This window comes from Rathayibacter sp. AY1A2 (assembly GCF_002930935.1).
Taxonomy (GTDB): domain Bacteria; phylum Actinomycetota; class Actinomycetes; order Actinomycetales; family Microbacteriaceae; genus Rathayibacter.
Map to the genome: position 1 here is coordinate 60,623 of NZ_PSTP01000014.1, position 24,212 is coordinate 84,834.

Here is a 24,212-nt window from a genome sequence, read left to right on the forward strand (position 1 = left end):
GGCGCTCCGCCGGCCTCAGGAGGCGGAGCGGCTGAGCGTCAGCGCGGCCTGCTCGCGGGTGCGGTAGCCGCACTCCTCGGCGAGGCGGGCGAAGTCGGCAGGGCCCCGCCGCCGCAGGCCGATGCGGCGCCGGAGGGTGCCCGCCCGGCGCGTCTCGATCTCCTCCGCCGGCGTGCGGCCGAGGAACGCGAAAGCCTGCGCGAGCATGCGGGGGCAGACGAGCAGCTCCCGGGCGAGCACCGCGGCGGAGAACGCCGGGTCGCGGTGGCGCGCCTCGATCACCGGGATCGCCTCCGCGTAGACCTGGTCGGCGCTCCGGGTCCGGACCCGCGGAGCGCTGTGCTCGACGATCCCCTCCATCAGCAGTTCGCTCGCCCGCCTCACGCCGGCGGCCCCGAGCACGGCCGGATCACCCTCGATCAGACTGTTGGCGAGGGCACGGGCAGGCGTCCAGACCGACTCGCGCACCGGCACGACCTCGTTGATCCGCTCGCGGACCCACCGGTGCTCGAGCACGGCGGCGTCGAAGCTCCAGGTGTACGAGAGGGTGGACCGCCGGTAGTCGATGCGTGCCGCGGTCCTCGCCTCGAGGACGAGGACGCTGTTCGGCACCGCCTCGAGCGAGCCCTCCTCGAGGATCATGTCTCCCCCGCCCTCCACGATCAGGGACACGTGCACCTCCTCGGACTCGGCAGCCCGGTCGAACGCCGGCGGACGGTCGACCCTGATCCCCCCCGGCGCCCAGACCCGCGTCACCCGGAGGCCCGGCCCGTACGCAGCATCCCAGCGGAGTCCCCGGGCGCCCGCCTGCGGCTCGTCCCACGCGCCGATGAACTCCTGCATCCGCTCCTCTGCGGCCCCCATCTCCCGCCTCCTCCGCGTCGAACGAACAGAATCCCTCATCTGTCGATCACCGCCGGACGTTCGCACGGATCTCCCAGGCCTCCGCGCCTCGCACTCGGAATCCGGCCGCACGCCGTCGCCGGACCGGGAGGACGGCCACGGGGACCGTCCCGGTCAGCGGCGCGGGGAGAGCCGCCACAGCGCGCGGCGAGCGCTCCCCTCGGAGGCGAAGCCCGCCTCCTCGGCCGCGCGCGCGAAGTCGGCCGTCGCCAGGGACCGCCCGCCGATCAGGAGCAGGAGGGTGCCCGCCCGGCGCCGCTCGAGCTCGTCGTCGGCCGTCCGCCTGAGGAAGGAGAACGCGCGAGCCAGCGTCAGCTCCGACACCAGAAGCTCGCGGGCGAGCCGGGCGGCGGTGAGGGCGGGATCGCGGTGGCGCTCCTCGATGAGGGCCATGGCCTCCCCGTAGACCTCCTCGGCGCGGGGACGTCTGCGCGGCGCGGAGCTCTCGACCAGCTCCTTCAGGAAGGCCTCGCCCGCCCGGGCGACGGCAGGCTGCTCCGCCAGAGCGGGGTCGCCGTCGAGGAGACCGTCGATCAGCGCCCGCGCCGGAGCCAGGAAGGAGTCGGCGACCGGCAGGACCTCGCCGAAGCGCTCCGTGACCCAGCGATGCTCCGGCGCCCGCTCGCCGAGCATCCAGGCGTAGATCACGGTCGAGCGGGGGAAGCACGCCCCGGTCCGCGGCTCCGCGTCGATGACCACCAGATCACCACTGCCGCACTCGAGCATCCGTCCGTCCTGTCGGATGCGTCCTCCGCCCTCGACGACCAGCAGCAGATGCGCGCCCGGCGGGCAGCGCGACTGCGGCTTCTGCTCGAGAACGCAGCCGCCGGGGATCCACAGTCTGGCGATCTCGAAGCCGGGCGAGCCCGTCCCCTCGACCCGCAGTTCAGAACGGGCCTCCACGCCGTTCCAGTGCTCGGCCATCCGCCGGTACATCTCGCCCGATCTCGACCCCATCGGGCGCCCCCTCCTCGCGGGCACGCTGACGCCTCACCACGGGAGTGATTCGCAGCCCGCGCGTGGTCCGTTTGTCACGGGACCGGTCACAGCGGACGGCGACGCTCCCACTCATCGCACCGGCGGCGCCCCGGCCGGAACGGGCGACCGAGGGGATCCCGGGTCAGGAGGGCTATCGCGACTCGGGACGGCGCCGGAGCTCACCACTCCCTCCTCACGGCAGCGCCACTTCCTCCTCACCTGCCCCCGAGCGCTTGGGCCGACCGCCCGCCCGCGGGAAGACTCCCCAGCGGTACGGCGCCCGTCGTACCTGCCGAAGCGGCCGAGCGGACGACGACCGTCCTCCGAGCAGGCCGCCGGCGAGAAGACAGACCGAGGAGCTTCACTGTGACTTCCGACAACTCTCCCGCTGAGCAGGGTCCGCTGAGGCGACGCACCGTCGTCGCCGGCGCCACCTGGTCCCTGCCCGTGATCGCCGCAGCGACGGCCACCCCGGCCGCCGCCGCCTCTGCCACGCAGACCCTCGTGTTCAGCTCCATCCCGACCATGATCGCGTGCATGCCCAACACGGCGCCGATCACGCTGACCCTCACCGGCGGCACCGTCGCGAACGTCCCTGTGCGGGTGAACACCCCGCCCGGCTTCCGCTTCGGAGGGAGCGGGACCGACACCTTCGTGACCGACGCGAACGGAGTCGCCACCATCCCCGCCGGCAGCGTCATCGCCGGCCCCTCGACAGGCTCGGCCCTCGCCTTCGGCGGCTCGGCGAAGACGAACGCCCCGTTCCCGGTCCGCCAGACCGGCGACCTGCAGTACAGCACGGGCCTCGCCACTGTTCCCGAGAACTCCGGATTCATCCACACCTCCTCGCAGGGTGTGAACGGCAACGTCTCCGTCAAGGCGAACGGCGACATCTGGCAGTACCGGCGGTCGGACGGCTGGCAGAAGCTCGGCACGGGCGCCTCCACGGAGCCCAGCACGTCCGGGCTCACGCAGCAGCCGGACGGAACCTACAACGCGCACTGGATCAAGGACGGAGTCCTCCAGTACGGCAAGGCGCTCGCGACCGTTCCGAGCAACTCCGGATTCGTCCGCACCTACGGTCAGGGCGCGGACGGGAACGTCTCCATCAAGTCGAACGGCGACGTCTGGCGGTACAACCGCCAGGCCGACGAGTGGACCCTTCTGGGCACCGGCGCCAGCACCGAGCCGAGCGCGGCCGGCATCTCCGCGAACCCGGCCGGGACCCTGAACGTCCACTGGATCAAGAACGGAGTCCTGCAGTACGGCACCGCAGCGGCCACGGTGCCGACCAACTCCGGATTCGTCCGCGTCTACGGCCTCGGCACCCGCGGCACGATCGCCGTGAAGTCGAACGGCGACATCTGGCGGTACACCCCGCAGGGCAACGTCTGGGACCTCGTCGGCACCGGAGCCAGCACCGAGCCGAGCGCCGCCGGACTGACCCAGCGGCCGGGCGGGACGTTCGAGATCCACTGGATCAAGGACGGGGTCCTGCAGTACGGCACCCGGCTCGCGACCGTTCCGGAGAACTCCGGGTTCGTCCGCACCTACGGTCAGGGAGCGGATGGGAACGTCTCCGTGAAGGCGAACGGCGACATCTGGTACTACAGCACGGCGCAGAACACGTGGACCAAGATCGGCTCCGGTGCCAGCACCGGCCCCGATGCGGCCGGGATCACCGCCCAGGGAGACGGCGCGCTGAACCCCCACTGGATCAAGGCGAGAACCGACTGCCGCTGATCCGCGCCCGGCGGCCCTCTCCGCCCGCGTCCTGCCGGACCGCGGGCGAGGAGGGCCGCCTCCGCCCTCCCGCCGAGGACGGGCGCCTCGTCCGAGGAGGAACGCGCCACCCCGTCTCGGCGCCCCTCCCCCGGCCTAACGTGGTCACCGCCCGCGCACCCCGTCCCCGCTGCGAAGGAGCCCGGTGACCGCTTCCGAGCAGCCGGCCGCCCCGCGCGGTCTCGTCGAGACGCTGCAGCTGAGCGGTCCCCGCGTGGAGGCGTGGCTGAGGAGCCTCGGCTGGGCGAGCGACGGAGCTCCGCCCCTGCACCTCGCCGGGGACGTGCTCGCCGTCGACGGCTTCCGGCTGAGCCGCCTCTGGCACACACCCGGCACGCTCCGGACCGACCCGCCCCTCCCCGCCCCCGACCGGGCCGAGGTCGACCTCATCGTCCCGGTCGCCGGCGAGATCGTCGTCGACGGCCCTCTCGAGGCCGCTCGTCTGCGGCCCGGCGGGCTCGCCCTCCTCCGACGCGACGACTCCGCTCGGTTCCGGGCGGAGGAGGACTCCGCCTGGCTGGCGCTGAGGACGTCCTGGGGCAGGCTCGGCCTCACGAGCGCACAGTCCGACGGGCCGTCCTGCGCCCTGCTCGCCGCCGACAGCTACAGCGGCGCCTTCGTCTCCCTCGTCAACGCGACCCTCAACGCGGACCTCGCGGCGGGCGATCCCGGCTTCAGCGAGCTGCGCCGGGCGCTCGAGGCGACCGCGTCGGCCCTGATCAAGCAGAGCCTGCCGCCCGCCCGTCCGGAGGACGGACTCGAGGGCGTCCTCCTCCGCGCGATCGCCGTCATCGATGCGGAGGCGGGTGACGCGGACTTCACCGCCGGCGTTCTCGCGATGCGGCTCCGCGTCTCGCGGGCGACGCTGGACCGCGCCTTCCACCGCCGGGGCACGACCGTGGCCGCGACCCTCCGCGAGCGGCGCGTGCACCTCGCCGCGTCGCTGCTCGCCGCGAGCCCGTCGCTCTCGCCCTCGGCTCGCGCGGCCGTGGCCGAGCGGGCCGGCTTCCGGACGCTGAGGGCGATGGACCGCGCGCTGAGCCGTTCGCGCGACGTCGACCGCGGCTGATCCGACCGGACATCGGCGTCCGCGTCGCTCCAGGATGCACTCAGGATTCGTCGAACCGGTTCGCCTCTCCTCTGGAGTGTCGGGAAATGATCCGGTTAGGCTCTTCACGTTGTCGTCAACATAGTGTTACCGTGAACATTGCCGCGTACGAAGCCGGCACACTCCCTCCCCTCAGCAATGGTGCCGACCCTGGAGCAAAGCGCGATGAAGCCTTTCCTGCGACCACTCGTCCTCGTGACGGCCGTGGCCCTCACCGTCCCCCTTCTGACGGCCCAGTCGGCGAGCGCAGCTCCCTCCGACAGCCTCGTCCTGCGCTACGCGCTCGACGAGACGAGCGGCACGACCGTCGCCGACAGCTCGGGCAAGGGCCGCACCGGCACGCTCGTCAACGGAGCCGCTCCTCGCGGAGCCGCGGGCGTCGCCCTCGACGGGACCGACGACTACGTCAAGCTGCCCGACGACCTGCTCGCGGGCCTGAACTCGATCACGGTCAGCACCGAGGTCCTGGTGAACGCGAACCAGGGCACGCCCTACTTCATCTGGGGCCTCGGCAACACGACGAACGGCGCCGGGAACGGCTACCTCTACACGACGGGCAACGGCTACAAGGCCTCGATCGCCACCGGCAACTGGACCACCGAGCAGACCGTCAACTCCAACGCGAACCTCGCGCGCAGCGTCTGGAAGACCCTCACCTACACGCTCGACGACGCGAGCGACACCGCACGCCTCTACCTCGACGGCACCCAGGTCACGCAGCAGACAGGAGTGACCATCACTCCCGCCGCGATCGGCAACGGCACCACCACCGCGAACGCGATCGGCCGCTCCGTCTACACGGCGGACAAGACCCTCGCCGGCTCGGTCCGCGACTTCCGCGTCTACAGCACGGCGCTCAGCGCGGCCGACGTCGCGACCCTCCAGGCCCCGGACAGCACGCGCGTCTCCCGCGACTCCGCCGCCCTGGACCTCGGGAGCCTCTCCTCGGTCTCCGCGAACCTCACCCTCCCGACGACCGGCCCCAACGGCTCCGCCATCGCCTGGGCCTCGAGCAACTCCGCGGTCGTCTCGACCAGCGGAGTCGTCACGCCGCCCGCGACCGGGGTCGCCTCGGTCGAGCTGACCGCCACGACCACCCGCGGCTCGGCCACGGCCACCCGCATCTTCACCGCCACCGTGCCCGCCAAGGACGTGAACGCCGACGCCCAGAAGGCGCTCGACGCCCTCTCGATCGTCAACTCCGGCGACGTCCGCGGCAACGTGACGCTGCCCGCGAAGGCCGGCTCCTACGACGTCGCCTGGTCCTCCTCGAACACGGCCGTGCTCAGCACGACCGGCGTCGTGAAGCGCCGGTCCGCCGCCACGCCCGTCACACTCACCGCGACGATCGCCGGCACGACCGCGACCCGGCAGCTGCCCGTCACGGTGACCGCGGCTCCCGCGGACCTCGACACCGAGTACGACGCGGGCTACCTCTGGACCCACTTCGCCTCGACCGACTACGAGAAGATCTACTTCGGCTCCAGCACCGACGGTCTGCACTGGTCGAAGCTCAACAACGACAAGGCCGTGCTCGCCAACCTCGGCGGCACCCTCGGCGTCCGCGATCCGCACCTCGTGCGCTCCCCCACCGGCGACGAGTACTGGATCATCGGCACCGACCTGCACGCCGAGGGCACCGCTCCCGGCGGCACCTGGGACCAGACCAACGCGAGCAAGAACCTCGTCGTCTGGCGCTCGACGGACCTCGTGAACTGGAGCGATCAGAGCATCGTCTTCGCCGGCTTCCCCGACGCGGGCAACGTCTGGGCTCCCGAGGCGATCTGGGACGACGCGACCGGCCAGTACTACGTCTACTGGTCCGCCCGCGACAAGACGCTGACCGGCGGGGCCTCCGCCCAGCGCGTCTACGTCTCGACCACGCGCGACTTCGTCGGCTTCACCACCCCGAAGGTCTGGCTGGACGAGAACCCCGCCGCCGGCGGCGGGAGCCGCGGCAGCATCATCGACACGACCATCGCGAAGGAGGGGGACACCTACTACCGCTTCTCCACCGCCGACTGGCGCACGGTCGTCGACAAGGCCCCGAGCCTCGCCGGCCCGTGGACCCGCGTGATCGGCTTCGGCGAGGAGAAGTCCCGCGGCCTCTCCGACCACCTCGAGGGCCTCACCGTCTACCAGCTGCCCGACGGCCGATGGGTCGTCATGGGCGACTCGTTCGGCTACTCCGCCTACGTCACCGACACCCTCTCGGACATGCGGTTCACGGCGCTTCCTGTCGGCACCACCGGCGCGAACACGTACTCGTTCTCGAAGCCCTTCCGCCACGGCTCGGTGCTCCGCCTCTCGAGCGCCGAGGAGGCGCGCCTGACGGCCGCCTACGGCACCAGCAGCACCGGCCCCGCCGCGAAGCCGGTCAACGCGGCCGGCGAGATCCTCCGCTACACCTTCGACGGCGGCTCGGGCACCACGGTGCGCGACAGCTCGGGCAACAACCAGAACGGCACGCTGCCCTCGGGTGGCACCTGGAAGGACGGCGCCCTGCAGCTCGACGGCACCGACGACTACGTCAAGCTGCCGAACGACCTGCTCGCCGGAGTGACGGACCTCACCATCCAGTCCGACGTCTGGATCGACCCCGCGCAGGGCGGCGCCTACTTCCTCTACGGCCTGGGCAACACCACGAACGGCGCCGGCGACGGCTACCTCTTCACCTCGGGCAACAACTACCGCACCAGCATCGCGACCGGGAACTACACCACCGAGCAGACCGTCGCCGGCGGCTCGGCCCTCCCCCGCGGCACCTGGGCGCACCTGACGTACACGCTCTCCGGCACCACCGGCACGATCTACCTCGACGGAGTGAAGGTCGCCAGCGGCACCGTCACGACCGACCCGAAGGACATCGGCGGCGGCTCCACCTCGGCGAACTACATCGGGCGCTCGAACTACGACGCCGACAACCGCTTCCGCGGCCAGATCCGCGAGTTCTCGGTCTACAACCGGGCCCTCAGCGCCTCCGAGGTGCTCGCCGCCTCCGGCAACACGTCGGCCCTGGTCGACCTGTCGCTCAGCGGCGACGTCCTGAAGACGGCCCCGATCGTCGACTCGGCGAGCAGGACGGTCACCTTCCCGGTGAAGCCGGGGACCGACCTGACGAAGCTCACCCCGACCTTCTCCACCGCGGCCGGCGTCACGGCGAGCCCCGCCTCCGGCACCGTCCGCGACCTCTCCACCCCGCAGACGGTCGTGCTCACGCCCGCCGCCGGCGGCACCGCGACCACCTGGACCCTGAAGGCCGTCGTCATGAAGTCCCCGGTCCTCGCAGGCCTGAACGCCGACCCGAACATCGCGGTCTTCGGCGACACCTACTACCTGTACGCGACCTCGGACGGCTTCGCCGGCTGGGGCGGCAAGACCTTCTACGCCTGGTCCTCGAAGAACCTCATCGACTGGACCCGCTCGGAGCAGCCCTTCCTGACGCTCGACGGCGCGAACGGCAACGTGCCGTGGGCGACCGGCAACGCCTGGGCGCCGACGATCATCGAGAAGAACGGGAAGTACTACTTCTACTTCTCCGGCGAGAACTCCTCGCTGAACCGCAAGACGATCGGAGTCGCCGTCTCGGACAGCCCGATGGGCCCGTTCACGGCGCAGCCGACCGCGATGATCACCAACGGCGAGTCCGTGCGGTCCGGCCAGGCGATCGACCCCGCCGCGTTCACCGACCCGAAGACCGGCAAGAGCTACCTCTTCTGGGGCAACGGCGACCCGCTCTACGGGGAGCTGTCCGACGACATGCTCTCGATCAAGACCGGCACGATCAAGAAGATCAGCGGCCTGACCGACTTCCGCGAGGGTGCGTTCCTGAACTACCGTGACGGTCTGTACCACCTCACCTACTCGATCGACGACACCGGCTCGGAGAACTACAAGGTCGGCTACGCCACCTCGACGAGCGTCGACGGACCGTGGACCTACCGCGGCGTGGTCCTCGAGAAGGACACCTCGCAGGGCATCCTCGCCACGGGCCACAACTCGATCGTCAACGTGCCCGGCACGGACGACTGGTACATCGCCTACCACCGCTTCGCCATCCCCGGCGGAGACGGCCAGCACCGCGAGACGACGATCGACCGGGTGACCTTCGACAAGACGACCGGGCTCATGCAGAAGGTCGTCCCGACCCTCACCAGCGTCGCCGCGCAGACGATCGTCGACACCGCGCCGCTCGCAGCCTCGATCACGGGGAAGGCGACGGTGGGCAGCACGCTGACCGCCTCCGCCTCCTCCCCGTGGACGGCGACCGGCTTCCAGTGGAAGCGCGGTGGGACCGCGATCAGCGGGGCGACGGCGTCGAGCTACACGCTCACCGCCGCCGACCGCGGAGCGACGATCTCGGTGGCCGTGACCGCCGCGAAGCCGCAGTGGACGCCGGCGACGGCCTCCGCCTCCGTCGGTCCCGTGACCGACTCGGCACCCGCGATCGCCGTGACCACGACCTCCACGACGCGCTGCGCCGCCGGGAAGATCGTCGTCACCGCGACCGCCACGAACCCGAACGCCTTCGCCGCGAAGATCGTGATCGGCACGACGTGGGGCTCCAAGAGCTTCGCCGACGTCGCTCCCGGCGCCACCGTCTCGGCCGCCTTCACCACCCGGGCGACGAGCGTGACCGACGGATCCGCGACCGCCACGGCGACCGCGTTCATCAGCGGGAAGCCGGCCACGGCCTCCGCGACCGCCCCCTACTCCGCGGCCAGCTGCAGCTGATCCGCGGGCACGACCCACACCCATTGAGATCGAGCCGGCGACGACGCCGGCCGGAGAACGGAGAACACCCGACATGAACACCCGATCCCTTCTGATCCGCGGAGCCGCTGGACTGGCCGGAGGCGTCCTCCTGCTCGGAGTCGCCGGAACGGCGTTCGCCGCCGAGGTCAACTACGGCAACGACGACGTCGACATCAACGTCGAGATCGCCGACCTCCCCGGGACCGGCGCCCTCTCGATGACCGTCGCCGCGGACTCGACGACGCTGACCGAGACCGGCTCGGACAACGTCCGCCGCCAGTTCACCGGCACCCTGCCCACCGTCACGGTCACCGACACCCGTGACGCCGCGGACGTCTCCCCCGACTCCGCGTGGTACGTCATCGGCACGGCGAGCGACTTCACGTCGGCCGACGGCTCGACCATCGGCGCCGAGAACCTCGGCTGGACCCCGGACCTGGTCGACGGTGGAGACCTCGGCGAGGTCGCCGCGGGCGATGAGGTCGGCACCGCCATCGACGGCGGCGCCAACGGCGTCGGCCTGAAGGGCAAGGAGCTGCTCGCGATCGTCGCCAGCAACTCCCAGCAGGTCAACCCCGAGGGCTCCTGGAGCGCCGACGCCGACCTCTTCCTCCGCACCCCCGTGAACGTGGACGCCGGCGCGTACTCGTCCACCATCACCCTGTCGCTCTTCGAGTGACCCGTCGCGGCCGGGGGACGCACTCCCTCGGCCGCGATCCCACCACGGCCGACGCGGCCGGGCCCGCCCGCCCGGCCGCGTCGTGCTTCCCCCGTGCGACCATGAGGTTCTGATGACTGCTCCGCGCCGCTCCGCCGCTCCCCGCCGCCCGCTCCTCCCCGCGCTGCTCGCGCTGGTCGTCGCCCTCCTCGGCGTGGGGGTCGCTCCGGCGGCCGTCGCGGCCGACGGAGCGATCACCTGGGCGGTCAGCCCCTCCACCGACGGCGTCCCCGACAAGCGCGCGTGGGTCGAGCTCGAGCTCGCCCCCGGCGCGAGCGCCTCGGACGAGGCGGTCGTGCGGAACCTCAGCGACCAGCCCGTGACCTTCAGCATCACCAGCGCCGACGGCTACTTCACCGACACCGGCCGCTTCAACATGCTGAACTCCGACCAGGAGTCGGTCGACGCCGGGCTGTGGATCTCCGCCCCCGAGACCGTGACCGTCGATCCGGGCAGCAGCGGCGTGGTGCCGTTCACCGTGACGGTCCCCGACAACGCCACCCCCGGCGACCACGCCGCCGGCATCGCCGCCTCCGTGCTCTCGCAGGGCACCGAGGCGGGAGGCGCGAACGTCGGAGTGGAGAGCCGCATCGGCTTCCGCGTGATGACCCGCGTGACCGGCGAGGTGACCCCCTCCTTCTCCGTCGAGGACCTGGCCAGCGACTACCGCCTTTCTTGGAACCCGTTCCAGCCCGGCTCCCTCTCGCTCGTCGCCGACGTGGTGAACACCGGCAACGTGCGCCTGCTGCTCGACGGCACGGCGAGCGCCCAGGGCGCCACCGCCCCCGTCGTCGCGGCCGACGCGCCCCAGCAGGAGCTGCTGCCCGGCGACCGGCGCAGCGTCTCGGTGCAGCTCGACGGCATCTGGCCCCTCTTCGGGGTCGGCGCCGACCTGACCATCGCACCGACCGTCGCCGCCGCCGATCAGGAGCCGGTCGCCACCGCTCCCGTGACAGAGTCGATCACGGTCGCCGCCGTGCCGGTCCCGCAGCTGCTCGTGATCCTCGGCGTCGCCCTCATCCTCGCGGCGCTGCTCGCCGGGCGCTCGCGCTCGCGCCGCCGCATCGCCGCCCTGGTGCAGCAGGCCAAGGAGGAGGGCCTGCGCGAGGGCGCGCGCGTCTCCTCCTGAGCACCCCCTCCGCACGCTCCCTCCCCCCTCCCTGCCGCCGAGGGGCCCCGGGGCGTCGAGGGGACCCGCTACACCGGGTTCCCCCGACGGTCCAGGGTTCGCTCACCGCGCGGCCATGCGTCAGAGTGAGCGGATGACCACCACCTCCCTGGAGGCGCCGACTCGGCGTCTCGGCCTCATCGCGCTCATCGCGACCCTCGGCGGCCTCCTCTTCGGCTACGACACCGGCGTCATCAACGGCGCCCTCGAGCCGATGTCGGCCGAGCTGGGCCTCACCGCGCTGACCGAGGGGGTCGTCACCAGCTCGCTCCTCTTCGCCGCCGCGATCGGCGCGATCTCGGGCGGACGCCTCGCCGACGCCCTCGGGAGGCGGACCACGATCCGCCTCCTCGCCGTGCTCTTCCTCGTCGGCGCCCTGGTCTGCGTGGTGGCGCCGGGCTTCGGCGTGATGGTCCTCGGGCGGGCGGTCCTCGGACTGGCCGTCGGCGGCGCCTCGGTGGTCGTGCCGATCTACCTCTCCGAGATCTCCCCCTCCGAGATCCGCGGCTCCCTCGCCGGCCGCAACGAGCTGATGATCGTGATCGGCCAGCTCGCCGCCTTCGTGGCCAACGCCGTCATCGGCACCGTCTGGGGCGAGCTGCCCGGCGTCTGGCGGATCATGCTCGCCGTCGCCGCGCTCCCCGCCGCCGCCCTCCTGCTCGGCATGACCCGGGTCCCGGAGTCGCCGCGCTGGCTGATCGCGCACGGCCGCCGCGACGAGGCGCTCGACGTGCTCACGACCATCCGGACGCCCGACCTGGCCCATGTGGAGGCGGAGACCATCGCCCGCTCGATCGGCGCGAAGGACGGCCCGAGGATCCCCCTGCTGCAGGCGCTGCGCGAGCGCTGGGCGGTGCGCATCCTGCTGGTCGGCATCGGGATCGGAGTCGCCCAGCAGCTCACCGGCATCAACTCGATCATGTACTACGGCCAGTCGGTGCTGAAGGAGGCGGGCTTCGACCACGACGGCGCGCTCGTCGCCAACATCGCACCCGGGGCGATCGCCGTGATCGGCGGCCTGATCGGGCTGCGGCTCATGCAGACGATGAACCGCCGCACGACCCTCCTGCTCGGCTACTCCCTGACCACCGCGATGCACTTCCTGATCGGCATCGCCTCCGTCGCGCTCCCCGTGGGGAACCCGGCGCGGCCGTACGTGATCCTGGTGCTGGTCGTCGCGTTCGTGGGGAGCATGCAGACGTTCCTCAACATCGTCACCTGGGTGATGCTGTCCGAGATCTTCCCGCTGCGGATCCGCGGCGTCGGCGTCGGCATCGCGATCTTCTGCCACTGGATCACGAACGCGGTGCTCGGCCTGTTCTTCCCCACCCTCGTCTCCGGCGTCGGCATCACCGGAACGTTCTTCCTGTTCGGTGCCGTCGGCCTGCTCGCGCTCGTCTTCATCTGGAAGCGCGTGCCCGAGACCCGCGGCCGCGCCCTCGAGGAGGTCGAGGCGGGCGTCGTCTCCGGCGAGCTCCTGCGCCGCTGACGCCCGCCCTCGGTCTCCGCCTACTGGTAGGTGACGAGATCGGGGAGGGGGCGGACCTCGGCCATGGTCTCGGCGGGGGTGAGCATGGGCGCGTCCTCGTCGTAGAAGTTCTTCCAGCCCCAGCCGATGCCCTCGGGGGCGCCCTCGTGCAGCGCGTCCCAGGTCGCCTGCTTGTCGGGCTGCGAGCCCTGGCCGTCGACGTGGATGAGGAACTCCAGCTCGGGCCGGTCGCGGCGGATGCTGTCGCGGTCCTGCAGCATCGACAGCCGGAACTGGTGCAGCACGAACATCTTCGGCGGCAGCCCCTCGCTCTGCACCAGGTCGGCCAGCCACTCCGACACGCTGTCGACCTCGGCGGCCGAGACGCGCCCGATCTGCTGCAGCGGCTTCTGGCCGGGCAGCAGGCGCCACTCCGGGTCGAGCGCGAGGCCGACGTTGGGCAGCGACAGGAGGTCCGCGTACTGCTTCGCCTGGGTGAGGAAGTCGGTCAGCCCCGACTGCAGGTCGAGCACCACGTACATCCCCGCCGCCTGCGCCGCGTCGATGTAGGGGCGGATGTCGGCGGCGTCGAGCTCGTTGGAGTAGTCGCCGTCCTTGCCGGGGTCGCCCGCCGCGACCGTGGTGATGATCTCGAGGCTCGGCACGACCTGCTTGTCGGTGAGCGCCCGGTACGGCTCGGCCACCGCCTCCGCCCGCGCGATCGTGGGCTCGAGGCCCTGCTCCCCCAGCACGCCGAGGACGGGAGCGCCCGGAGTGCCGTAGATCGCGACGAAGAGGTGCCCGCCGAACATCCGCTGCCCGCCGCCCGGCAGCTGCCAGCCGCTCGCGGCCGCGCGCACGGCCCAGTCGGGCTCGGGTTGCGCGGCGAGCACGGGGCCGAGCAGCAGCGTGCAGGAGGCGTCGGCCTCGGCGATCGCGGTCACGGCTCCGCCCGAGGCGAGCAGGTCGTCGCCGTCGACCACGGTGACGGGCACGCCGGCCGCGCGGGCGGTCGCCAGAGCGGCGACGTCGGCGTCCTGCGCGCGGGCGAGGGCGTGCAGGCCGGTCAGGGCGTCGGCTCGGGCCGGGAGGGCGCCGAAGGGGGCGTCGGAGGCGGTGGACGGCGCGGCGGCGGCGAGGTCGGCGAGCGCCAGGTCGGTCACGGTCAGGCCGGACGCGGTGCTGAGGGCGGCCGCGTCGGAGGCGGAGGCGACGACGTCGACGCCCTCGGGCGCGGTGACGTCGCCGATCGCGAGCACGCGGGTCACGCCGAGGCGGGCGAACTCGGCGGCGAGGGCGTCGGAGGTCGGAGCGGTGGAGGACGGAGCGACGGACGGGGTGGCGGATCCGGTCGCGGAGTCGGACGGGATCGCCGAATCGGACGGCGTCTTGGAAGCCGTGGATCCCGCGGCCGCGGCGTCCGCGGTCGGGGCGTCCGCGGTCGGGGCGGCCGTCGCTCCGGATCCCGCCGAGCCGACCAGCAGCGGCACGCCCCAGGCGATGCTCACCTGGGCGGCGCGCAGGCGCGACTCGGCGACGTCCTCGACCAGGACGACCAGCGGAGCCGCGGCGAACAGGGCCGCGCTCGCGGCGAGCGCGTCCGGGGCGAGCGCCACCGGCCCGCTCGGAGCCGCGGTGCGGGTGCGGGGCGCCTCCTGCCGGGCGTCGTCCGGAGCGGAGGAGTCGGGCGTGCAGGCGCTGAGCAGCGGGAGCACCGCGAGACCGCCGATCACGACGCTGCGGCGCGAGAGCCCGGAGCGGGACGGAACGGAACGGGGTGTCGAGGGCATGGCAGGCCTCTCCTCTCGGAGCCCGATCGGGGCTCTCTGGTGCGTGGCTGGTCCTCTCGACTATCGCAGGCCCGGCGGCGGCGAGCGCCGAGGGGGCCGTCCCGGGCGCGCCTCCGGAGGCCGTCCGGACAGGCAGAAGGGGAGCGGCGCCGCAGCACCGCTCCCCTCCGAGAGACTGGATCAGACCGTGCGGGGGGCCTTCGCGAGGTTGGCCTCGAGCTCCTCGCGGTTCTGCCGCACCACGTAGGCGGGGCGGTCGCGCTCGACGCGCCACGACTCGCTCAGCGGCGTGATCGCGACGGTGTCGAAGCCGATCCGGTCGTAGAGGTCGGTCACGAAGTGGATCGCCTCGGGGTAGTCGCTCGACGTCGCGAGAGCGCGGCGGTCGGGCGTGCCGGCCGGAGTGCCGTCGGTGGTGATGTCGGCGGCCATGATGTGGTTGAACGCCTTGACGACCTTCGACTCCGGGAGGTGCTGCTGGAGCATCTCGCTGGTCGTGGTCTCGCCCTTGTCGAGCGCCTCGATGCGGCCGTCGCGCTCGAAGTAGTAGTTGTTCGTGTCGAGGACGATCTTGCCGGCGAGCGGGGCCACCGGCACCTCCTCGAGGTTCTTCAGCGGCACCGTCACGACGGCGATCTCAGCGGCCTCGGCCGCCTCCTGAGCCGTGGCGGCGCGGGCCTTCGGGCCGAGCTCCGCGATGAGGTCGGCGAGGGTCTCGGGGCCGCGCGAGTTCGCGATGACCACCTCGTCCCCGAGGGCGATGACCGCCCGTGCGACCTGGCTGCCGATGTTGCCTGCTCCGATGATTCCGTACGTCGTCATGCTGAGGAGAACGCGGAGGGTGCCCAGGCATTCCGCTCTGCGGCGTTCTCCCACGCCGCACCCAGGTGGGCCCGTGCCTCCAGTAGCCTCGGTCCTCGGGCGCCGCTGCCCGAGAAGGAGTCCGTGATGCCGCAGTACGACCTCCCGCTCGACCTCCTCGAGCAGTACGCCCCCGAGATCGCCGAGCCCGCCGGGTTCGCCGAGTTCTGGCGCGACACGATCGCCGAGGCGAGGGCCGTCGCGACCGAGCCGCGCCTCGAGCGGGTCGACGCCGGCTTCGGACTGCTCGACACCTTCGACGTCACCTACTCCGGCTTCGGCGGCCACCCGATCCGCGCGTGGCTGATCCTCCCCCGCGGCGTCGAGGGCCCCCTCCCCGGGCTCGTCACCTTCATCGGCTACGGAGGCGGCCGCGGGCAGCTCGCGGAGTGGACCGCGATGTCGGCCGCCGGCTACGCGCACCTGGTCATGGACACCCGCGGCCAGGGGTCCGGGCACCGCTCCGGAGCCACGCCCGACCCGGTGGGCAGCGGGCCGCACGTCTCCGGCTTCATGACGCAGGGCATCGAGTCGCCCGCGGAGCACTTCTACCGCCGCGTCTTCACGGACGCCGTCCGAGCGCTCGACGTGCTGCGCGCGCACCCCGCGGTCGACGCCTCCCGCGTGGCCGTCTCGGGCGGCAGCCAGGGAGGCGGGATCGCTCTCGCCGTCACCGGGATCCTGGGCCTGCTCGGCGAGTCGGAGGCGGCGCGCGCCGCGATCGTCGACGTGCCGTTCCTCTCCCACATCCCGCACGCCGTGCGGCTGGTCGACACGATGCCGTACGGCGAGATCGTGCAGTACCTGCGCACCCACCGCGGCGCCGAGGCGCGTGTGTTCGACACCCTCTCGTACTTCGACGGCACCTCCTTCGCCCCCTACGCGCAGTCCCCCGCGCTGTTCTCGGTGGCGCTCCGCGACGACATCTGCCCGCCGTCCACCGTCTACGCCTCCTACAACCGCTACGCCGGACCCCGCGAGATCCGCGTCTACCCCTTCAACGGCCACGAGGGCGGCGAGGCGTTCCAGATCGGCGAGCACGTGCGCTTCCTGGGGCGCGAGCTGGCCTGACGCCGCCCCGGATCTCGTGAGATCTCGCGAGACGTGCCGCTACGGACGAGATCGCGCCGCACGGCACGGCACCTCGTCCGCAGGGGACCACCTCGAGAGGCTCCCCGCTCTCGACGAGCGTCGCATTGTGACGCCGTGCGTCGCGCTCGGTACCCGTTCGCGGCTCCGCTGGGCACTATCGATTCCATGACCCGCCAGATCCGCTTCAACGCCTTCGACATGAACTGCGTCGCCCATCAGTCCTCGGGCATGTGGCGCCACCCCCAGGACCAGTCCTGGCGCTACAAGGACCTCTCGTACTGGACCGACCTGGCGAAGCTGCTCGAGCGCGGCACGTTCGACGGCATCTTCATCGCCGACGTGCTCGGCACCTACGACGTCTACGGCGGCTCGAACGAGGCGGCGATCCGCCACGGTGCGCAAGTCCCCGTCAACGACCCGATCCTCCTCGTCTCGGCGATGGCCGCCGCGACCGAGCACCTCGGGTTCGGCATCACCGCGGGCACCGCCTACGAGCACCCGTACCCGTTCGCGCGGCGCATGTCGACGCTCGACCACCTGACGAAGGGCCGCGTCGGCTGGAACGTCGTCACCGGCTACCTCCCCAGCGCCGCCCGCAACATGGGCCACGAGGACCAGCTCGAGCACGACGACCGCTACGACGTCGCCGACGAGTACCTCGAGGTGCTCTACAAGCTGTGGGAGGGGTCGTGGGAGGACGACGCCGTCGTCCGCGACCGCGAGTCGGGCGTCTTCACCGACCCGGCGAAGGTGCACGAGATCGGGCACCGCGGCAAGAACTTCACCGTCCCCGGCATCCACCTCTCGGAGCCGTCGGTGCAGCGGACCCCCGTCATCTACCAGGCGGGAGCGTCGCCGCGCGGCATCCGCTTCGCGGCGGGCAACGCGGAGGCGATCTTCGTCGCCTCCTCGACGAAGGCCGGCCTGAAGGCGACCGTCTCGCGCATCCGCGACGCCCTCGAGGCGGCCGGCCGCGACCGCTACTCCGCGAAGATCTACACGCTGCTGACGATCATCACCGCCGAGACCAGCGAGGCCGCGCACGAGAAGCACCGCGACTACCTCTCCTACGGGAGCGAGGAGGGGGCGCTGGTCTTCATGTCGGGCTGGATGGGCATCGACCTGTCGCAGTACGACCTCGACGAGCCGATCGGCAACGTGAAGAGCAACGCGATCCAGTCGGCCGTCGCCAACTTCCAGGAGGCGAACGAGGACGGCTCGGAGTGGAAGGTCCGCGACATCGCCAAGCTCAGCGTGATCGGCGGGCTCGGCCCGTTCGTCGTCGGCTCGCCCGCAGAGGTCGCCGACCATCTGCAGGAGTGGGTCGAGGAGACCGACGTGGACGGGTTCAACCTCGCCTACGCGATCACGCCCGGCACCTTCGAGGACGTGGTGGAGTTCATCGTGCCGGAGCTGCGCAGCCGCGGCGCGTACCCGGAGGAGTACGTCGAGGGCAGCCTCCGCCAGAAGCTGCACGGCCGCGGCGACCGGCTGCCGGAGGAGCACCTCGGCGCCGGCTTCCGCTACGCGCCGGCGGCGGTCTGACGACAGGGGGCGCCGGGCGGCCGGTGGGGGCGGGGGTCTCCATAGGCCGCTCCGCGGCCGCGCCGGACGCACGAGCACCCCGCCGCGATGCGCGACGGGGTGCTCGGGACGTGCGGAGGGGCTCAGCCCTCGAAGGTGGCGTCGAGCGTGATGTCGACCCCGGTGAGCGCCTTGCTGACGGGGCAGGTCTCCTTGGCCTCGTCGGCGGCCTTGAGGAAGGCGGCCTCGTCGATGCCGGAGACCTCGCCGCTCACGATGAGCTTGATGCCGGTGAGCTTGAATCCGCCGGCCGAGTCCGGGCCGAGCGAGACGTCGGCGCGGACGTCGAGCGCCTCGACGGTGCCGCCGGCCTGGCCGAGGACGGCCGAGAACTGCATCGCGTAGCAGGCGGAGTGGGCGGCCGCGAGGAGCTCCTCGGGGCTGGTCGAGCCGTTGGCGTCGTCGGCGGCGCGCTTGGGGAACGAGACGTCGTAGGTGCCGATCTTCGAGCTCGAGAGCTCGACCTGGCCCTCGCCGGTCTCGAGCGAGCCGTTCCAGGCGGTGCGTGCGGTACGAGTGGGCATGAGTCCTCCTTGGGGGGCGGGGAGAACAGTAGAACGATCGTTCTCCCCTGATGCGCCGAGCCTAGGCGGAACGCGCGGCGTCCTGCAACCACCGGCCTCGGACCCTCGGCGAGATGCCAGTCCGGCGCGCCTCCGTCGGCGTGTCGCGTACGGGAGCGGCCTGTCGCGGAGGAGAGGACGGCCGCCAGGTCAGTGCACGAGCTTCAGGCCGACGACGCAGCCGACGATTCCGAGGACCAGCAGCGTACGCACGAGCGAGAAGCCCTCGCCGCCGAAGAACATGCCGTAGAGCACGGTCAGCGAAGCGCCGATCCCGACCCAGACCGCGTACGCGGTGCCGGTGGGCAGCTCGCGCATCGCGTAGGCGAGGCCGGCCATGCTCGCGACGACGCCGACTCCGAAGACGACCGACGGGCCGAGCCGCGTGAAGCCCTCCGACTTGCCGAGGGCGGTGGCCCACACGGCCTCGAGGACACCGGAGAGGATGAGGACGATCCAGGACATGACAACTCCTACGAGTCAGTCTTGTCGCGTTCCGGGTACTGCTCCCTCGTCCGGTCGCCGTCATCGGCTCCGGACAGTCTGCCCGTGCGCGCTGGGCAGGCCCTGGGCAGCGCGCGGCGGGGGCGGAGCCGCCGCGACCGCGACTCCGCCCGCCGCCGTCAGCGCGGCTGAGCCGGGTTCGTCGGCACTCCGTGCGAGGGCGGATTGATCGGCGGACCGGACGTCGCCGGCGAGACCGGCGATCCGGACGACGAGCGGGACACCTCGGGCAGCGACTCCGGCACGCTGCCTGCCGGCTCCGCTCCCCCGCGCAGCTGCTCGAGACGCGAGTGCAGGATCGTCGTCACCGGCAGGCGGTGCCCGTGCGCCTCCTCGTAGGCGAGCAGCGCGCCGAGGCCGGCCTCGTCGAGCGGGCGGATGCGCTCCGCGAGCGTGCCGAGCGGGATGACGTTCCAGTCGGGGAGCGGCAGCTCCTCGCGGGAGGGTGTGTCGGTCATTCGTGCTCCTTCCGTTCCCTCCATCCCACGCCCCGGACGGCCGTCCGCCCAGGGGCTTGACCGGTCGCGGGGCGAGCGCGGCGGTCGGGAGGGACGGTCCGGCGGAGCGGCGGCCCCGCCGGGACCGTCGGCGGATCAGGCGGTGCGGCGGGACGAGCGGCGGGTCGCCAGGTGCACGAGGACTCCGACCACGAGGAGGATCCCGGCGTAGAGCCAGACGATCGGGTCCTGCTGGCTGAGGAGCAGCACGCACGAGGCGACGCCGAGCACGGGGATCGCCGTCCACACGCGGAAGTGGTCGTGCTCGACCTTGTCGCGCCGCAGCACGAGCACCGAGACGTTCGTGCTGATGAACACCAGCAGGAGGAGCAGCACCACGGTCTCGGCGAGGGTCGCCAGATCGCCGACCAGGGTCAGGAGGCATGCGGCCAGCGTGGTCACCGCGATGGCCACCCACGGCGTCCGGCGCTTCGGCAGCACGTGGCCGAGCACGTCCGGGAGGAGGCCGTCCTTCGCCATGCCGTAGGTGACGCGGCTCGCCATGATCATGGTCAGCAGCGCTCCGTTGGCGACCGCGACGAGCGCGATCAGGCTGAACAACCACGCCGGCACCCCGGCTCCGCTCGCCGTCACGACGTCGAGCAGCGGGGCGGAGGATCCGGACAGCTCGTCGGCGGGCAGCGCGATCGAGCTCGCGAGGCCGACCAGGACGTACACCGCACCGGCCGTCAGCAGCGAGCCGAACAGCGCGCGCGGGTAGACGCGGCTGGGGTCGCGGATCTCCTCGGCGATGTTGGCCGAGGTCTCGAAGCCGACGAAGGAGTAGTACGCGATGATCGCCGCGCCGAGCACCGCCAGCGCCGGCGCCTGCTCGGAGCTGAGCTCGACCGTGCGGGCGAGGTCGCCGCCTCCGCCCGCCACGAGCAGCGCGACGCATCCGATCACGATCAGCAGGCCGCCGACCTCGATCACGGTCATCACCGTGTTGCTGAGCAGCGACTCCGCGACGCCCCGCGCGTTGAGGCACGCGACGAGGATCAGGAAGACGATGGCCGTCGGCACGGTCGGCACGTCGAGGAAGGTGCCGAGGTAGTCGCCGGCGAACGCGAGCGACAGGCCGGCCGCGCTGGTCACTCCGGCCGCGAGCATGGCGAAGCCGACCAGGAACGAGACGATCGGGCGCTTGAAGGCCCGCTGCGCGAACACCGCCGCGCCTCCCGCCTTCGGGTACTTGGTCACCAGCTCGGCATAGGAGCCTGCGGTCAGCAGCGCGAGGCCGAGCGCGAGCAGGAGGGGCATCCAGACGGCACCGCCGACCTCCGCCGAGAGCGTGCCCATGAGGGCGTAGATGCCCGCGCCGAGGACGTCGCCGAGGATGAAGAAGTAGAGCAGCGGGCCGGTGATGCGGCGGCGCAGGGAGGTGCCGCCGGCCTCTCCGGTCGCGGGGGCGTCGCTCTCGGTGGCCATATCGTCCTCTCGTCGCGCGCTCGGGAGCGAGCACGACGGGCCACGCCAGAGAGGAGGGGGCCGGGAGGTCGAGAAGGTTGACCGGGTGGGGCCGAGGGCGCTACACGCGCGGGGCGTCTGCGGAGCGGGCGCCTGCGGAGCGGGCGCCTGCGGGCCGGGCGCGTCCCCGGCCGGGCACCGCATGCCGCGCCCCGCGCCGGCCGTCAGCCGAGGACGACGTGCTCCCCGCCGCGCTGCTCGGCGATCTCCTCGCCGACCTCCTCCGCCTCCTGGCGCGACTCGTGGTGGCTCAGCGGGACCCGGGCGTGGGCGATGCGGTTGTGCCAGCCCTGCTCGTCGGAGTAGGTCTCGATGGGGAGGACGGTCGTGGTGCTCATGGTGCTCCTTCGTGGTGGTCCCTCCATGGCACCTCGCGCCCCCCGCCGCTCGGGAGAGGGTTGACGCGAGCCCGTGTCTCGAGCAGGACGGAGGCGTCTCGGCGGTCCAGCAGCGAGCGACGGCGCCGCGGCGTGTCAGGGCGAGACCATGCCGCCGTTCACGTTGAGGGTCTCGCCGGCGACGAAGCTCGACTCGGCGGACGCCAGGAACACGTAGGCCGGGGCCTGCTCGGCAGGCTGCGCGGCACGGCCCATCGGCGACTCGCTCGAGCCGAAGTCGGGCAGGCTCTCGGGGTCGACGCCGCCGCTCACCTGCAGGGCGGTCCACGTCGGGCCGGGCGCCACGACGTTCACGCGGATGCCCTTCGCGGCGAGCTGCTGCGCAAGGCCCTTCGAGAGGTTGTTGATCGCGCCCTTCGTCATCGCGTAGTCGAGGCGGTCGGGGGCGGGCTTGTGCGCCTCCGCCGACGCCGTGTTGATGATGGTGGCGCCCGCGGGCAGGTGCGGGAGGGCCGCGCGGATGATCCGGAACGGAGCGAAGACGTTGACCGCGAAGGTCGCCTCGAACTGCTCGTCGGTGATGTCGAGCAGGTCCTCCTTCCATATCTGCTTCCCGGCCACGTTGACCACCGCGTCGAGCCCGCCGAGGCCCTCGACCGCCTCCGCCACGAGCCGCGTGCAGTACTCGGCACTCGTGAGATCGCCGGGGATCGGCACGGCGGTGCGCCCCTCCGCGCGGATCAGCCCGATCACGTGCTGCGCGTCCTCCTCCTCGCTCGGGAGGTAGGCGAGGGCGACGTCGGCCCCCTCGCGGGCGAAGGCGATGGCCACGGCTGCGCCGATCCCGGAGTCGGCTCCCGTGATGAGCGCGCGGCGGCCCGCGAGCCTGCCGGTGCCGCGGTAGCTCTCCTCGCCGAGGTCGGGCACCGGAGTCATCCGCGACTGCAGCCCGGGCTCGGGCTGCTGCTGGACCGGCGGAGTCACGTCCGGGTACTGGGTGGCGGGGTTGGTGAACGTGTACTGGTCGGGCATGGCTCCTCCGTCCGCGGCACCCGGATCGGGCCGCTCCCCTCCATCCCAGGCGAGCCGCGCCTCCGGGGCCACCCCGTGCACGGGCGGGCGGCGCTGTGGTAGCCGGCGCCGCGGACCAGGAGCCGCCTCCGGTGAGGCCGCCCGTGCCGTGCCGTGCCGACCGCTGACGGTGCGTCTGGGCCTCGAGTGGCGGGACGTCAGCCGCACCAGGCAGGAGCAGGAGGTCGTCCGCCTCAGCAGCGGACCGGTGTCCTGTTGCGGACATGTCCACCCTCGGACACGGCCTGAGACCTACCTTTCGTTCATGATCGAATCCTCGAAGAAGTCCCGCCGGCGTGGACTGAAGAACGCCGGAATCGCCGTCGCCGTCGCCTTGGCGGTCGTCGCCGGCGGGAGCGCCGCGGCATCCGCTGCGACGACGACGTCGCCCGCCTACTACGGATGCCTGCAGCAGGGCCTCCTCTTCAAGGTCGGCACGACCTCGCCGACGTGCCCGAAGGGCGCCACCACGGCCAGCTGGAACCTGCAGGGACCGGTCGGCAAGACGGGGCCGGCGGGCGTTCCCGGAGCAGTGGGACAGGTCGGCAGGACCGGCGCCACGGGCGCGGTGGGCTCTACGGGTCCTGCCGGAGCAGTGGGGCCGATCGGTTCTCCGGGAGCGGACGGGGCGGACGGGGCGCCTGGTCCCGCCGGAGCGGACGGAGAGATCGGCGCGACGGGAGCGGACGGAGCCGCCGGCCTCCCCGGAGCAGACGGAGCCCCCGGCCTCCCCGGAGCAGACGGAGCCCCCGGGCTCCCCGGAGCAGACGGAGCCCCCGGGCCGATCGGAGAGATCGGAGCCACCGGAATGGACGGAGAGACCGGGCCCGCAGGGCCTCCCGGAGCGGATGGAGCGGCCGGACCCGCCGGACCCGCGGGCGGAGGCGCCACATACGCCACAGTCACCGCGACCAGGACTGGAATCTACGCGAACAACGTGCAGACACTCTCCGCCACCTGCACCGGCGCGACACCGAATGTCATCGGAGGCGGTTTCTCCTGGACCGAGGTCGACGGCAGCAGCCCCTACAAGTCGGAGGTCTCCACGAGCGCTCCGGTCGGATCCGGTACATGGACCGTCACCGGGTCCGCCTACGCCGTCAACGGCACGCTGACCCTCAGCGTCTACGCACTCTGCGCGTCGTGACCACGGTCTGAGGCGCGGACTCCGGGGCCGTCGAGAGGGGGCGGCCCGACCCTCGGACGCGGCCGCCCCTCGCGATGCGCCCGGCCGACGCCGCCGTGCGCTCGCCTGGGCTCGGACGGAGACGACCGCGGCCGGGCGGTCGGGCCTCGCTGAGGTGACGGCGAGGCGGGCGGAGTGCGGCTCGCCCGTGCGGAGCAGGAGGAGCGAGGAACCCGGCTCGCCCGTGCGGGGCGGGTGGAGCACGGAGCCGTAGGAGTGTGCAGCGGCAGAGTGGACGGACCAGCCGCTGACCCGGACGGAGGAGCCTTCGACAGGGCGGTCGAGCCGGTCCGGACCCGAGGAGAGCGCCGACGACGACGACCCCGCGCGCCGACGCCGCGCGGGGTCGTCGTCGTCGGCGCTCTCCTCGGGTCCGGAC

General features: G+C 72.4%; 19 protein-coding genes and 1 riboswitch. Of the genes, 9 read left to right on the forward strand and 10 right to left on the reverse strand.

Annotation, left to right across the window (positions count from 1 at the left end):
• Positions 1-15: 15 nt before the first annotated feature.
• A complete protein-coding gene (locus C5B93_RS12235; RefSeq protein ID WP_104257726.1) occupies positions 16-864 on the reverse strand; it encodes a hypothetical protein in 849 nt (282 codons plus the stop codon).
• A 153-nt stretch (positions 865-1,017) separates the two neighbouring features.
• On the reverse strand, positions 1,018-1,860 hold the full coding sequence (locus C5B93_RS12240; RefSeq protein WP_146078488.1) for a hypothetical protein: 843 nt from the start codon (positions 1,858-1,860) through the stop codon (positions 1,018-1,020).
• Between the two features lie 387 nt (positions 1,861-2,247).
• Here C5B93_RS12240 and C5B93_RS12245 point away from each other — a divergent pair, with 387 nt between their 5' ends.
• The 6 genes from C5B93_RS12245 (at position 2,248) to C5B93_RS12270 (ending at position 12,901) form a co-directional block, all read left to right on the forward strand.
• Positions 2,248-3,624: a hypothetical protein gene (locus C5B93_RS12245; protein ID WP_104292577.1), complete on the forward strand. Its 1,377-nt coding sequence runs from the start codon at positions 2,248-2,250 to the stop codon at positions 3,622-3,624.
• Between the two features lie 184 nt (positions 3,625-3,808).
• Positions 3,809-4,732 carry a helix-turn-helix domain-containing protein gene (locus C5B93_RS12250; RefSeq protein WP_104292578.1) on the forward strand — a complete coding sequence of 308 codons (924 nt, stop codon included), beginning with the start codon at positions 3,809-3,811 and terminating at the stop codon, positions 4,730-4,732.
• A gap of 204 nt (positions 4,733-4,936) precedes the next feature.
• A complete protein-coding gene (locus C5B93_RS12255) occupies positions 4,937-9,505 on the forward strand; it encodes a family 43 glycosylhydrolase (protein ID WP_181068392.1) in 4,569 nt (1,522 codons plus the stop codon).
• Between the two features lie 73 nt (positions 9,506-9,578).
• The gene (locus tag C5B93_RS12260; RefSeq protein ID WP_104227017.1) at positions 9,579-10,205 is read left to right on the forward strand and encodes a hypothetical protein; all 627 of its coding nucleotides are present in this window, start codon (positions 9,579-9,581) and stop codon (positions 10,203-10,205) included.
• Between the two features lie 112 nt (positions 10,206-10,317).
• Positions 10,318-11,373 carry a WxL protein peptidoglycan domain-containing protein gene (locus tag C5B93_RS12265; protein ID WP_104234333.1) on the forward strand — a complete coding sequence of 352 codons (1,056 nt, stop codon included), beginning with the start codon at positions 10,318-10,320 and terminating at the stop codon, positions 11,371-11,373.
• 133 nt (positions 11,374-11,506) lie between these two features.
• The gene (locus C5B93_RS12270; RefSeq protein WP_258065422.1) at positions 11,507-12,901 is read left to right on the forward strand and encodes a sugar porter family MFS transporter; all 1,395 of its coding nucleotides are present in this window, start codon (positions 11,507-11,509) and stop codon (positions 12,899-12,901) included.
• Positions 12,902-12,921: 20 nt separating this feature from the next.
• Here the strand turns inward: C5B93_RS12270 and C5B93_RS12275 are convergent, their stop codons facing one another.
• Positions 12,922-14,670 carry a hypothetical protein gene (locus C5B93_RS12275; protein WP_104292580.1) on the reverse strand — a complete coding sequence of 583 codons (1,749 nt, stop codon included), beginning with the start codon at positions 14,668-14,670 and terminating at the stop codon, positions 12,922-12,924.
• Positions 14,671-14,850: 180 nt separating this feature from the next.
• On the reverse strand, positions 14,851-15,492 hold the full coding sequence (locus C5B93_RS12280) for an NADPH-dependent F420 reductase (protein ID WP_104227021.1): 642 nt from the start codon (positions 15,490-15,492) through the stop codon (positions 14,851-14,853).
• A 126-nt stretch (positions 15,493-15,618) separates the two neighbouring features.
• Between C5B93_RS12280 and C5B93_RS12285 the strand changes: the two genes are divergently transcribed.
• Together C5B93_RS12285 and C5B93_RS12290 are read left to right on the forward strand one after the other, a co-directional pair.
• Positions 15,619-16,602: an acetylxylan esterase gene (locus C5B93_RS12285; RefSeq protein ID WP_104292581.1), complete on the forward strand. Its 984-nt coding sequence runs from the start codon at positions 15,619-15,621 to the stop codon at positions 16,600-16,602.
• Between the two features lie 186 nt (positions 16,603-16,788).
• Positions 16,789-18,168, forward strand: coding sequence for an LLM class flavin-dependent oxidoreductase (locus C5B93_RS12290; RefSeq protein WP_104222379.1), 1,380 nt, complete (start codon positions 16,789-16,791; stop codon positions 18,166-18,168).
• A gap of 122 nt (positions 18,169-18,290) precedes the next feature.
• Here the strand turns inward: C5B93_RS12290 and C5B93_RS12295 are convergent, their stop codons facing one another.
• From C5B93_RS12295 to C5B93_RS12320, 6 genes are all read right to left on the reverse strand, one after another.
• A complete protein-coding gene (locus tag C5B93_RS12295) occupies positions 18,291-18,731 on the reverse strand; it encodes an OsmC family peroxiredoxin (RefSeq protein WP_104222378.1) in 441 nt (146 codons plus the stop codon).
• 189 nt (positions 18,732-18,920) lie between these two features.
• Positions 18,921-19,235 carry a multidrug efflux SMR transporter gene (locus C5B93_RS12300; protein ID WP_104222377.1) on the reverse strand — a complete coding sequence of 105 codons (315 nt, stop codon included), beginning with the start codon at positions 19,233-19,235 and terminating at the stop codon, positions 18,921-18,923.
• Between the two features lie 9 nt (positions 19,236-19,244).
• Positions 19,245-19,308: riboswitch (guanidine-III (ykkC-III) riboswitch) on the reverse strand.
• An 85-nt stretch (positions 19,309-19,393) separates the two neighbouring features.
• Positions 19,394-19,732: a hypothetical protein gene (locus C5B93_RS12305; protein ID WP_104292582.1), complete on the reverse strand. Its 339-nt coding sequence runs from the start codon at positions 19,730-19,732 to the stop codon at positions 19,394-19,396.
• A gap of 135 nt (positions 19,733-19,867) precedes the next feature.
• Positions 19,868-21,199: an APC family permease gene (locus C5B93_RS12310; RefSeq protein WP_104292583.1), complete on the reverse strand. Its 1,332-nt coding sequence runs from the start codon at positions 21,197-21,199 to the stop codon at positions 19,868-19,870.
• Positions 21,200-21,402: 203 nt separating this feature from the next.
• Positions 21,403-21,576: a DUF2188 domain-containing protein gene (locus C5B93_RS12315; RefSeq protein WP_159940661.1), complete on the reverse strand. Its 174-nt coding sequence runs from the start codon at positions 21,574-21,576 to the stop codon at positions 21,403-21,405.
• A 135-nt stretch (positions 21,577-21,711) separates the two neighbouring features.
• Entirely contained in the window at positions 21,712-22,608 is an 897-nt protein-coding gene (locus C5B93_RS12320) for an SDR family oxidoreductase (protein ID WP_104227027.1), read from the reverse strand.
• 976 nt (positions 22,609-23,584) lie between these two features.
• Here C5B93_RS12320 and C5B93_RS17505 point away from each other — a divergent pair.
• Positions 23,585-23,794: a hypothetical protein gene (locus C5B93_RS17505; protein ID WP_146086531.1), complete on the forward strand. Its 210-nt coding sequence runs from the start codon at positions 23,585-23,587 to the stop codon at positions 23,792-23,794.
• Positions 23,795-24,212 lie beyond the last annotated feature (418 nt).

Bases quoted from the DNA above. Each gene is read 5' to 3' on its own strand.
- C5B93_RS12235 (WP_104257726.1), bottom strand. From the start codon at position 864: ATGGGGGCCGCAGAGGAGCGGATGCAGGAGTTCATCGGCGCGTGGGAC.
- C5B93_RS12240 (WP_146078488.1), bottom strand. From the start codon at position 1,860: ATGGGGTCGAGATCGGGCGAGATGTACCGGCGGATGGCCGAGCACTGG.
- C5B93_RS12255 (WP_181068392.1), top strand. From the start codon at position 4,937: ATGAAGCCTTTCCTGCGACCACTCGTCCTCGTGACGGCCGTGGCCCTC.
- C5B93_RS12260 (WP_104227017.1), top strand. From the start codon at position 9,579: ATGAACACCCGATCCCTTCTGATCCGCGGAGCCGCTGGACTGGCCGGA.
- C5B93_RS12265 (WP_104234333.1), top strand. From the start codon at position 10,318: ATGACTGCTCCGCGCCGCTCCGCCGCTCCCCGCCGCCCGCTCCTCCCC.
- C5B93_RS12270 (WP_258065422.1), top strand. From the start codon at position 11,507: ATGACCACCACCTCCCTGGAGGCGCCGACTCGGCGTCTCGGCCTCATC.
- C5B93_RS12275 (WP_104292580.1), bottom strand. From the start codon at position 14,670: ATGCCCTCGACACCCCGTTCCGTTCCGTCCCGCTCCGGGCTCTCGCGC.
- C5B93_RS12280 (WP_104227021.1), bottom strand. From the start codon at position 15,492: ATGACGACGTACGGAATCATCGGAGCAGGCAACATCGGCAGCCAGGTC.
- C5B93_RS12285 (WP_104292581.1), top strand. From the start codon at position 15,619: ATGCCGCAGTACGACCTCCCGCTCGACCTCCTCGAGCAGTACGCCCCC.
- C5B93_RS12290 (WP_104222379.1), top strand. From the start codon at position 16,789: ATGACCCGCCAGATCCGCTTCAACGCCTTCGACATGAACTGCGTCGCC.
- C5B93_RS12295 (WP_104222378.1), bottom strand. From the start codon at position 18,731: ATGCCCACTCGTACCGCACGCACCGCCTGGAACGGCTCGCTCGAGACC.
- C5B93_RS12300 (WP_104222377.1), bottom strand. From the start codon at position 19,235: ATGTCCTGGATCGTCCTCATCCTCTCCGGTGTCCTCGAGGCCGTGTGG.
- C5B93_RS12305 (WP_104292582.1), bottom strand. From the start codon at position 19,732: ATGACCGACACACCCTCCCGCGAGGAGCTGCCGCTCCCCGACTGGAAC.
- C5B93_RS12310 (WP_104292583.1), bottom strand. From the start codon at position 21,199: ATGGCCACCGAGAGCGACGCCCCCGCGACCGGAGAGGCCGGCGGCACC.
- C5B93_RS12315 (WP_159940661.1), bottom strand. From the start codon at position 21,576: ATGAGCACCACGACCGTCCTCCCCATCGAGACCTACTCCGACGAGCAG.
- C5B93_RS12320 (WP_104227027.1), bottom strand. From the start codon at position 22,608: ATGCCCGACCAGTACACGTTCACCAACCCCGCCACCCAGTACCCGGAC.